General features: G+C 49.3%; 9 protein-coding genes. All 9 read right to left on the bottom strand.

Going from position 1 to position 10,590, the window contains the following annotated elements:
• Positions 1 to 32 precede the first annotated feature (32 nt).
• Complete coding sequence (locus DYE26_RS32465) at positions 33 to 1,469, bottom strand: glycosyl hydrolase family 18 protein (RefSeq protein WP_036620968.1); 1,437 nt, start codon at positions 1,467 to 1,469, stop codon at positions 33 to 35.
• A 50-nt stretch (positions 1,470 to 1,519) separates the two neighbouring features.
• A complete protein-coding gene (locus DYE26_RS32460) occupies positions 1,520 to 2,947 on the bottom strand; it encodes a glycoside hydrolase family 64 protein (RefSeq protein WP_036620967.1) in 1,428 nt (475 codons plus the stop codon).
• A gap of 274 nt (positions 2,948 to 3,221) precedes the next feature.
• A complete protein-coding gene (locus tag DYE26_RS32455) occupies positions 3,222 to 5,642 on the bottom strand; it encodes an Mbeg1-like protein (protein WP_051985340.1) in 2,421 nt (806 codons plus the stop codon).
• A complete protein-coding gene (locus DYE26_RS32450; protein ID WP_036620965.1) occupies positions 5,642 to 6,370 on the bottom strand; it encodes a hypothetical protein in 729 nt (242 codons plus the stop codon). The genes DYE26_RS32455 and DYE26_RS32450 overlap by 1 nt, the downstream gene beginning before the upstream one ends.
• 71 nt (positions 6,371 to 6,441) lie before the next feature.
• Entirely contained in the window at positions 6,442 to 7,170 is a 729-nt protein-coding gene (locus DYE26_RS32445) for a hypothetical protein (protein ID WP_036620963.1), read from the bottom strand.
• Between the two features lie 11 nt (positions 7,171 to 7,181).
• Positions 7,182 to 8,363 (bottom strand): hypothetical protein, encoded by a 1,182-nt coding sequence (locus tag DYE26_RS32440; protein WP_036620961.1) that lies wholly within the window; start codon positions 8,361 to 8,363, stop codon positions 7,182 to 7,184.
• Between the two features lie 23 nt (positions 8,364 to 8,386).
• On the bottom strand, positions 8,387 to 8,683 hold the full coding sequence (locus tag DYE26_RS32435; protein WP_036620960.1) for a WXG100 family type VII secretion target: 297 nt from the start codon (positions 8,681 to 8,683) through the stop codon (positions 8,387 to 8,389).
• A 4-nt stretch (positions 8,684 to 8,687) separates the two neighbouring features.
• The gene (locus DYE26_RS32430) at positions 8,688 to 8,891 is read right to left on the bottom strand and encodes a DUF2997 domain-containing protein (protein ID WP_036620958.1); all 204 of its coding nucleotides are present in this window, start codon (positions 8,889 to 8,891) and stop codon (positions 8,688 to 8,690) included.
• A 12-nt stretch (positions 8,892 to 8,903) separates the two neighbouring features.
• Positions 8,904 to 10,586, bottom strand: coding sequence for an AAA family ATPase (locus tag DYE26_RS32425; protein ID WP_036620957.1), 1,683 nt, complete (start codon positions 10,584 to 10,586; stop codon positions 8,904 to 8,906).
• Between the last annotated feature and the right edge of the window lie 4 nt (positions 10,587 to 10,590).

Genomic DNA, 10,590 nt, shown 5'->3' with positions numbered 1-10,590 from the left:
GATTAGTCCCTTGCTGCTCGCGTTTTTAATGACTATTTATTATAGGCTCTTACGGTATCGCCGATGGCCTGCAGCAAACTTTTGCTGGTATCGGTGGTGTCCTGGGTCAGCTCCCAGGCCATAATGCCGCCAAGCTGCTCCAGGGCAAATTGGGTCTTCTTCTTAATGGTCGGAATTCCATTATAGTAAGCTTCCATCCCGTTGATCATAGAAACGTCTGTATTATAGGCTTTGGGGTTGGCTTGCAAAATAGCGGCATAGGAAGCCCACGAAGGTCTGCCGTAGAAAGGAACGCCCAAAACGACTTTTTCCGCGGGCATTTTTCTCGTTTCCTTCCAATACTTTCCGCTAAGCACGGCAAATTCATAGGTGGAATGTCTGATGCCGTCGCCCCCGTCATAAGCCATGACATTAAACCAGTCCACCGCATTGATAACCTTGTCGGTGTGAGCCGCCGCATCCCAGTATACTACGCCTTCCGGAGTCACGCCGCTGAGGACGGCGGAAGTGAGAAGCATATTTTGTTTTTTAAGCTCCTTGCTTAAGTACACCATCAAATCTTCATACTGCTGCTTGCTTGAACCGTCCGTTCGCGGGTGCTCCCAGTCCATATCCACGCCGTCAAAGCCGTATTGCTTGGCCATCGCGACGATGGCGTCGCCGAACTTTTTAATCTTCTCCGGCGTATTGGTCGCCGCCATGAAGGTGTTCTCCAGCGGGGTTCCGTTGTAAGACCAGCCGCCTATCGCAAGCAAAACCTTCACATCGTTGGCATGAGCCGTCTCAATAATTTGGCTGGCGGCACCGGCATTCTCCAGCGGCAGAAGCCCGCCTTCACTGGTCGGAATAGCAAACGCATAATTGATATGCGTCAGGTTATGGTATTGAATCGTATTGATCTTGCCGGGTTCCCAACTCGGGTAGTACCCCACAACTTTAAAGCCGCCTGGAAGAGGCGGATCCGTCGGGTCGGTTGGGTTGGTAGGATCGGTCGGATCGGTTGGATCCGTGGGGTCCGTCGGATCGGGATTGCCCCCGATCAGTTCCCAAACGTCCGAGGCGCCGGGGGTCTCCCCTTGCGTCCACCATTTGGCTTTGTACAGTTGACCGTTGTAAGAAACGATATTTCCGCCAACATAGGCCGTACTGCTGTTCCATGCCGGATAGGTGCCATCCGATGGGGTAATCAGCTCCCACACCTCCGATGCACCGGGGGTGTCGCCTTGAGTCCACCATTTGGCCTTGTAATCCTGACCGTTATAGGAGACGATGTCTCCGGCGAGATAAACTTTGCCGCTGTCCCATGCCGGATAGGCACTGGCCAGCAAAACCCGGCCGCTATCGGCCGCGGCCGCAGCTTGATCGGCTGCCGCTTGGGATACCTGCGCGTTAAACCCTAGTGGAGTGAAAAGTGAAATCAATAATGCCAACACGACTAAAAAAGAGAATTTCTTCTTATGATTCCTCATATGTTCAGTCCTTCCTCTTATCAATCTACTAAATTAAAATAGGCCGCCGTCTACCAGCCTACTCTAACGATCACACCTTTGGGATCGCTGACTTCCAGGTAAGCGGCTTGCCCGTTTACGTCATCGTAGGCAAAGCCGTAGGCCAGCCCGTCGATGCTGTGATCATGCCAAAATTTTGCATAATAGTTGGCCGGTGCAGCCTTATAATATTGGCTGACATCGTTCCAATCGGAAGCCGTAAATACATGCCGGTTGAGCGCCGCGCAAACTTGAGGATCGCTGGCGCCGCCGATGCCGAGCAGGATGTCGCGGGTGGAGATGCTAGAGTAGCCGGCAAAATAGTTTTCATAGGCTCCACCGGGCTTAAACGGCCCGATCATAGGGCTGACGATCCGGTAGGGCGCCTGCAAGGTTCCCAGCGATTTGAACTCGGCAGGCACTTCATTCCGATATTTTGCAAACAGGCCGGAACGGGTTTCCGCTTCAAACTCGCCTACGGTCCGGTCGTAATTTCCCGCCTTGTTGACCAAGCGGTGCTGAATCGGGAAGCCGAACTGATCGACCCTTGTTGTGTTCCCGTGATATCCGGCATCATCCACCGTAAATTCGGCGAAGTCAAAATAGACATCGAGGTTGGGATCGGTAGGATTGTTGAGATCCGGACCGGCGAAGCCGTCGTCAAAGGTTCTAATATACAAAGGAGAACCTACGCTAAGGAACAATCTGCCTGAAGTGATCTTGGGAAGATTAACCCAGGAAGCGCTGCTGACCTTGTGATAGATGTTGGCATAATTGGCGCCATTTTTCGTTAAGTGGCCTGGGGCATCGTTTAAAGCGGTGGAAATGGGCACGAGCTGTCCGGACAAATTCAAGTAACTCCATTGGCCGTTGGCCGGATTTTTGCCGATAACTCCCCAATAAATTTGATCGTCGGCATAGGCCCCGCCGGTGCCGTTCATGACTTTGAGGCTAACCCCGCCGCCTGTAGGATTGGGAATCGAAGAAGCCGGGATCGAGTAGATCGAGTCGCCTGTTGGGTCCGTTGGGTCCGTTGGGTCCGTTGGGTTCGTTGGGTTCGTTGGGTTCGTTGGGTTCGTTGGGTTCGTTGGGTCCGTTTGCCCCGCGCCTCGATAGGTGAAGGTCGTTGTGTCATAAGCCGGAGTGCCGTTATTATAAGTGAAGAAATATTCAATCACGGCTCCGGCGGCCGAATCGACGAATTGCTCGTATCTTCCGGCTCCGGCGTTGTAAGTCATTCTGAGATTTTGCTGAACGCCCGAATTCACCTTATAATGGACATCCACCCACGTCGTATCGACCTTTGACTTGAACCATAAAGTCACGTTGTTGCCGGATACGTCAACACCCCGAGTAAAATCCTCCGCTGCCGAGACGTTCATAGAAGAGGTATTCATAGTAAAGGATAAAAGAAAAGCGATGAACAAAACGGAGCTGCGCTGAAGCCATTTTTTTGTCATAGTATTCCTCCTTTCTCATTTGCGAACGTAAAGCAATCTTTGATGAATTCGCTATCTCCTCCCTTTCCGTCAAACTATCGTATAATCGCCTGGCAAACTATCAAGTTATTTTTTATTATGTAAAATGCAGGCAATTCTACGATTATAATTTGCCTTATGCACTATATTTTGTCAATGATTTTAGTTATATATTTTTGAATATTCATATAGTCAAAAAAAGCTTAGCCCTCCTTGGTTCCCCAGGGTGCTAAGCCTTCTTGCAAATTGCTTTAGATTACGTCAGATTCCCCATATTACTCTTCAACATTCGTTCGATCCTCACGTATTGATCCCGCGCCATGGCGAGGGAACGGATTTTCCGCTGCATTTCGGCAGCGACTTGATTGCGGCGGTTCCTTACATCGTCGATCGCCCTTTGCAGCTGGCGAACTTGACTCTGCACGTTAGACTCGCTATAAGCGCGCGAGACGTTCGACGCGATCCGTTCCGCATCGTTGACGATTCGGCTGGTTGTGGAAACAACATCGTCGTCCGTTCTTTTAAATTTGGTCTGCAGGTCGGTAAGCCGATTTACGCTGACCATGAGAAGCCCGCCGGAAATTTTGGACAATCCCTTTACGACTTTGCCCGTAAATCCCTTGATTCTCTTAATGGTCTGTTTCCCCAAATCCGTCACTTTGTCCCTGGCCATGCTTACCGCCGAATTCACGTTGTCTTTAAATTCATCAACTTCCTGACGGATCAAATTTGTCGCTTTGCTGAAAAGCGTAGTGATATTGCCGACGAGGTTATCCCAGCCTTGTTTCAGGCCTTCCATCATCCGTTTATAGGCGGCAACAATTTTATCGCAGAAGCTTTTAACCGCCCGGCTCAACGTTTGGGCAAAACGCGCCATCGCCTCGGCAACCCGAACGGCGGTTTCTTTGATGTTCCCGGCCAAATTTGCCATGCCGGTTTTGACGCTCTCCCAACCCGCCTTCAGTTTATCCGCCATCGCCGTAAAGGCGGCGCTGACTTTGGCGCCGATCTCAATCGCCGTCTTCCGGGCCTGATCCAATTTGGTAACGAGCCAATTCCCGATCTCCTTCGCTTTGGTTACCGACGCGTCAATAAATTTACGGAAGCCTTCCCGGGTCATTTCGGCTACATGCTTTATCCCGTCTTTCAGTTCGCCCACTTTATTGGAAATGCTCTCTTTCACGTCCCCGAACCAGCTTTTTACCTTATCGACGGAACTGTTCCAGGCATTTTTGGCGGCTTCGATCGCCTTCCTGGTGCCTTCGGCAATCCAGTTGCAGAAATTTTGGACTCCCTGAGAGAATTTGTCCATAAACCGGTTTAACTTCTGCATTACGGCTTCCCCGGCTTGTCTGAGATCCGCGAAAAAGTTATTAATACCTTGGACCATAGCGCCCCAACCATTTTTAATTTGCTGGGCAAAAGTCAAGAACGCAGCACCGATATGCTCCCCAAACTCCTTGAATTTTTTGGATGCAGCATCCATCGTATCATTAAGCCAATCTCCAAATTGCTTGACCTTTGCAACCACATAATCTTTTAAGTCATTCAAATTTTTCCAAACTGAATGCAGCAAGTCATCAATAAAAATGTATGGAAAAACAGCTGTGCCGAGAGCTGCGGCAACGAGTTCGGCAAAATTTCCGTATTTGTCCGATACTTTGGAAAGAGCAAAATCATCCAAGTGACTTAAAGCTATAACTGCGCTAATAATCGATTGCGTTAAACTTTCCTTGGGCGTTCCCTCCTGACCGCTCTCCTTTAATGCCAGCAAACCGTCGAGCACATAACTGCGGAACGGTTCTTGCATAGTTGTACTGGCATAAATCGTAAAATCATTTAAAAATTTCGAAACTGCTCCTTGTTCCGTTTCATCATTTAACTCGCCTTTTTCATTCAAAACAATGTTTGGCTTATGGTAGTAAAATATGTCGAGTGGATTGTCGGGATCGCTCGTTTGAATGTACTTAATCGTCCCGGCAACCGGAATAAGCAAGCTGTTTACAGGATCATCACTAGCAGAAATTGAAGTAATCTTATGCTTATTTGCTTCTATTAAATCTTTGTATTTCTCAATAAAATCTTTGGAAAACCCTTGGCCATCCAAGGATACGACTCGTTTCACCTTATCTGAAAGAATCCCTACATACTGGGCCTTATTGCCTCCCTTGGAGTGGCCGGTTACCGTGATGTTGTTATAGGGCAATTGTTCAATATATGCCAAAGCGCGCTGCTGCATCTCGGTATCGGTTAAATATCCGCCCGTACCGTTGTCATGCCACTCGGCGTCTCCTGAGGTGCCGCGGAAGACGACAACAGCTTCGTCTGTCTCCAAATCAACAAAGGTTGCCATGCGTGCCCCCACTTCCAGTGGAGTCTGCTTATGCTGAACGATCTTTCCGTTTTCGTCATAAACAAAGCCGGGGTCCCCATGCAAGACAGTTAACCCCTTTAGCTGTGGATCCCGTTCAATATTTTTAAGAATGCCAATCCATTCATCTCTGGACATCGAGCCGGGATATTTTCCCGTCCTTGGATCCTTGCTTAAAGATAATTTGTTATTATTCAGCAAATCATCAACAATTTCGCCTACTGTTTTGTCCCTGCTATTTGCAACACCTTTTAAATAAATTAGGTTATCGAGGAGTATTAATTGGCTTTCGCTTAATTCCGCCATTAGTTCCCCTCCCCATATTTTTTAACTTCAAGATCATGCGTCACTTTAATAATTTGACGGGGCCGAGGAAAAAGTTCCTTTCGTTCCGCCGATGTTGCATCTAATACGTCAAGTCCTATGGAATCAAACTTATCGTTAAATACGACATACAAACGGACGGATCCAACCATTTTATGTTCTTTCATTTTCTCCGCTATTCTCCTGATTCCTTCTTCATCGCTAATCCCTTTGGTTGAATCTTCGTTGACAAAGATGACGGTATCCGAAAAAAACAACTCATCGGGAGCATAAATCTCTTCTATTTTCGTGTTCTTATTCAGACGATCCGCCATAACCCCTTCCTCAAAACCAGTGAACAGCTTAAAATCCTTGTAAATTTCACTCACGAAACCGGATAGGACCTCTTCATATTTTGGCTTGATATAGATTCCAAAATATCCGTCACTCATCCCGTAAGAGCCATCTTCTGTACGTGAACCCCATACTTCAAACCTATCTTCTTTTGTACCATTTTTAGGGTAAGCCCACAGTGTATCGTAACTATAGGCAAAACCGCTGGATTCAAAAGAAAGGGGTGAGAATTCTTCCCCGTATTTTTCTTCAAGATAAGCCAACATCTTATCCTTGATCGCGTCCGGATCCTGCTTCTTACTCATACATCCGCTCACTCCTAAAGTAATGATCATTCCTGCCAACATAACCAGCAAAATTCGTACCCATTGACTCATCCGTTTCCCCCTTACCATTCAAAGCCGAATTCGGAAAGGAGCATTGATTGGCTTTCTCTTAATTCCGCCATTTAGCTCCCCTCCCCATATATTTTCACTTCAAGCTCTTGAGTCACTTTAATGATTTCGTAATCTCTTAAAAATAACTCTTTCTCTTCGCTCGGTGTTGCATTCAAAGCATTCAGATCAACTGAATCGAATTTCTCATTATAAACAGCATATATACGAATATTGCCTACCATTTTATGTTCCTTCATTTTTTCAGCGATTTTTCTTATCCCTTGTTTATCATCAATCCCCTTGGCAGAATCCTCTTTTACAAAAATCACCGTATTTGAACCGAACAGTTTGTCCTGCAAATATATATCCTCTATCTTCGTGTCTTTATTCAGTTCGTCCGACCAAACCCCTTCATTAAAGCCAGTGAACAACTTGAAATCTTTGTATATCTCACTCACAAAACCGGACAAAAGCTCTTCATATTTCGGCTTAATATATATCCCAAAATATCCGTCACTCATCTCGTATGAACCGTCCTCCATACGTGTCCCCTGAACTTCAAATCTGTCGGATTCGGTCCCTTTTTTAGGGTAAGCCCACAGTGTATCGTAACAATAGGCAAAACCGCTGGATTCAAAAGAAAGGGGTAAAAATTCCTCCCCGTATTTTTCTTCAAAATAAGCCAACATTTTTTCCTTGATTGCGCCCGGCTCCTGCTTACCTTTACACCCGCTCACTTCTAAAGTAATGATTATTCCTGCCAGCACAACCAGCAAAATGCGTACCGCCCGCTGACTCATCCGTCTTACCCTTACCATTCAAAGCCGAAATCGGGAACCTGGAAGGAGGCTTCCAGCCGGCGGGCGATCGCTTGATCGAGGCAAGCCTTCACCCGCTCCAATTCCTGATCCAGCAAGTCATAGATTTGCGTCCGGAAACTGTCAATCGGGGTATTCATATCGAACGTTTCCTGCTCCAGCGTAAACAAAGCGACTCCCATCAGCACCGTCTGGACGCTTTCAAAGATGCGCATCACGAAATCCGTTGCCTTCATCGCATATTTTTCCGCCTTTTCCGATACTAAGGTTTCATAGTTTTCATCAGGCAGTTTATCCAGTTCGGCTGCCAGCTGATCGCGGCCCGTTTCCAATTGTCCGGCGGCATATCGCACTGCTGCGTCAATGGCGTGAAGAAGCTTCTCTTTATTCAGTTCACCGACCTTCATGAAAACGGAGTAAACGCCCAGATCCGCGAGAATCACCGCTTCCTCTTCTTCCGATCCGGGAAAAAAGATCTTCCATACCTCGGGTTCCACGGTCCCGGCCGTATTATAGAACCAGCTCACAAACCGGGAAAATTCGCTTTGTGCCGATACAACCGCCTTCCCGCTTTCTTCAAAAACCAGCTTTCTATACAAAAAGGCTTCGTCCGCTTCGCCAAGGTCTTCCGCTTGTTTCACAAAAACGACCTTCCCGGTATGGTCCCCTACCGGATCATCCTCGCCCACAAAGTTGACGGCCTTCCCCGGAAGCTCTTCCATGGTCGGCGCGCCAAAAACGACGGCTTCCGCACCCAGCGCTTCCGCGAGCAGCGCGGCATGCCAGCCCCCTGGCCCAAGGCCGGTAAACACATGCTTTCCCCCGGGTACCAGCATTTCCCGAAGTTTATATATCGCTTCGTCCAACGGGAACGAATATGTATCGTAATCCTCCGATGCCCGTGGTTCCGAGACGGCGATTGCGCCTTGACGATGCGTTTGATCCGCAAAAAGAAACCATTCCGAGCCGCGCTCGCCCCCTCGTCCAAGCAGTTCCCAATCCGCTAAATGGGCGGACTTCAGCATGGCCTCGGCCAAATCTCCCTGCCCCCGGCCCGCAAGGGAAGGCTGCAGGCCGCGAACGATTTCCATCACGCTGCCGGAATGCTGCGAAGTCAGCAGCCCGGTGCCCGTCAATTCACATAACCATAGGTAATGTTGTTCATTCAATATCATTCAATCGCACTCCGTATCTCGGATTATCTCTTAAACGCTTTTTTGGCCGCCTCGGCCCTGCGCCGGTCATCGGCGATCTGGACTTCTCGGGCCAGCCGTTCCAGCCCCGACTCTATATCGCGGATCTCCGCACACAACCGGTTGATTTCATTCCTGGTTTTTCCTGTATAATCCTCCTTGAACGCAGTCCCGGCCTTGCCTTTCCACCAGGAAGACGTCTCCTGCACATGGGAGCCCAGCTGTTTCTCGGTCTTTCTCAAGTCCGCTTCTCCTTGGGCCGTTCTTCTCGCGGCCGAACGGATTTCACTCGTTGAATACACCGCTTTATTCCTCCCGCCTTAACGTTTCGCGTATCTTTAACCCATCCGTTTCGTAAAACTCCGGCTTCAAAGTGGTCTCCACCACTTCGGCATCCAGCAGTTCTTCAAGCAGCCCGATCACATCCTTACATTTCTCTCCTGTGATGCCCAGCGTCTCCGCTTCGATCCGGCCATCGGGACATATCCGGATTTGTATTTTTTCATCCATCATGTTTCCCCCTTAAAAATCAACCGTTCTCCCGCCGCGTTTGAAACGGACGTCATCAAACTCGCCCGTGCCCGCCAGAATTCCCCCGTAGGGGTTGGCGAGGCCTTCATTCGCGTACTCTTCCCGGTCCTCTCTCGGAGTTGCCGCCACCGCCCGAACGTTCGCCCAATCCCGGATCCCGCGAATTTGTTCGGCCAACGTCACCGAAAGCGGCACGGTGTTGGCGATGGCCCGTTCAAAAAACTCCAGGCGAACCGCCGAACTTTCCGCATACGCCTCAAATAAAGCATCGATCACCAACTGCTCGATCTCGGCGCCGACAAAACCTTCGCATTTGGAGGACAAATGCTCCAGAATTTCATCCGTCAGCTCAAACTCGCCGGAAACTTCCGGGTCCGTCAACCGTTTTGATATATGGACCTTCAAAATATCCTTTCTTTCCCGCTTGGTCGGCAGGTCCACAAAGAAAATTTCGTCAAACCTTCCTTTGCGCATCAATTCGGCGGGCAGCGCGGAAATGTTGTTCGCCGTCGCAATCACAAACACGGGGCTTGTTTTCTCCTGCATCCAGGTCAGAAACTGCCCGAACACCCGAGCCGAAGTGCCGCTGTCAGCGCCCCCGGAGTATCCGCTAAAGCCTTTTTCGATTTCATCGATCCACAGAATCGACGGGGAAATCGCCTCCGCCGTTTTGATCGCTTTGCGCATATTCTCCTCGCTGCTTCCGACGATTCCCCTGAAAATTTTGCCCATGTCCAGCCGCAGCAGCGGCAGCTGCCACATCGAGCTGATCGATTTGCTGATCAAGCTTTTGCCGCAGCCCGGAACGCCGGTAATCAGCACCCCTTTAGGAGACGGCAGCCCGTATTTGCGGGCCGAATCCAGCCAGGATTTGTTGCGTTTGGACAGCCAGCGCTTCAAGTTTTCCAGCCCGCCGACATCCGCCATTTTCAAATCGCTGCGTACAAACTCCAAGATTTCGGTTTTCTTGATGATTTGTTCTTTTTCTTGCAGGACGACTTCGACATCGTGGACATTCAGCTTTCCGTCCTCAACCATGGCCCGGGCAAAGGCGTTTTCCGCCTCCGAAAGCGTCAGGCCAAGCGCCGCCTTGGCTAAACGCTCCTTGCCTTCATCATCCAGATCGATCTGAATCCGCCCGCTCTGCTCATTGATTTGAATCATTTCCTCAAGCACGGCCTTGATCTCTTCAAAGGAAGGCAGCTCGAAATCGACGATCGTGACGTCCTTTTGCAAATCGTCCGGAAGCATCAAAAACGGAGACGTAAAAATAACGTTGATCGGATGCTCGCTTTGCTTGATATTGGTCAGCATATCCCTGAGCTTGCGGATGAGCTGATAATCCGGCGCCCGCCATTCCCCGCCAAAAAACACATGAAAATCCTGCAGCACAAAAATGCACGGTTTATCGTATTTTTCGATGAATTCCAGCGCCTTCAGGGGCGGTTTCGTATCCCCCTTCGCTTGGCCTTTCCCGTCGATGATGCCGGTCGTTACCCGCCACATCATCACTTCCCGCGGCGTTTTGATAAGTTCGGCGTCCTGGGCGACCTCGCGAATCAAGGATAAAATCCGGTTCTCCTCCCAGGTCTGAATGTAAAGGTACGGAAAGCGCGCCCGGAACAAATTGGCCAGATGTTTTTTCGTTTTATTGGTTGGGTTCGCGGTAGTCACATTT

This window comes from Paenibacillus macerans (assembly GCF_900454495.1).
Taxonomy (GTDB): Bacteria; Bacillota; Bacilli; order Paenibacillales; family Paenibacillaceae; genus Fontibacillus; species Fontibacillus macerans.
This window is presented reverse-complemented; position numbering and strand designations above follow the sequence as displayed.

Excerpts from the sequence above, each read along its gene's own strand:
- DYE26_RS32455 (WP_051985340.1), bottom strand. The coding sequence starts at position 5,642 with ATGGCGGAATTAAGCGAAAGCCAATTAATACTCCTCGATAACCTAATT.
- DYE26_RS32440 (WP_036620961.1), bottom strand. The coding sequence starts at position 8,363 with ATGATATTGAATGAACAACATTACCTATGGTTATGTGAATTGACGGGC.
- DYE26_RS32445 (WP_036620963.1), bottom strand. The coding sequence starts at position 7,170 with ATGAGTCAGCGGGCGGTACGCATTTTGCTGGTTGTGCTGGCAGGAATA.
- DYE26_RS32450 (WP_036620965.1), bottom strand. The coding sequence starts at position 6,370 with ATGAGTCAATGGGTACGAATTTTGCTGGTTATGTTGGCAGGAATGATC.
- DYE26_RS32430 (WP_036620958.1), bottom strand. The coding sequence starts at position 8,891 with ATGGATGAAAAAATACAAATCCGGATATGTCCCGATGGCCGGATCGAA.
- DYE26_RS32465 (WP_036620968.1), bottom strand. The coding sequence starts at position 1,469 with ATGAGGAATCATAAGAAGAAATTCTCTTTTTTAGTCGTGTTGGCATTA.
- DYE26_RS32460 (WP_036620967.1), bottom strand. The coding sequence starts at position 2,947 with ATGACAAAAAAATGGCTTCAGCGCAGCTCCGTTTTGTTCATCGCTTTT.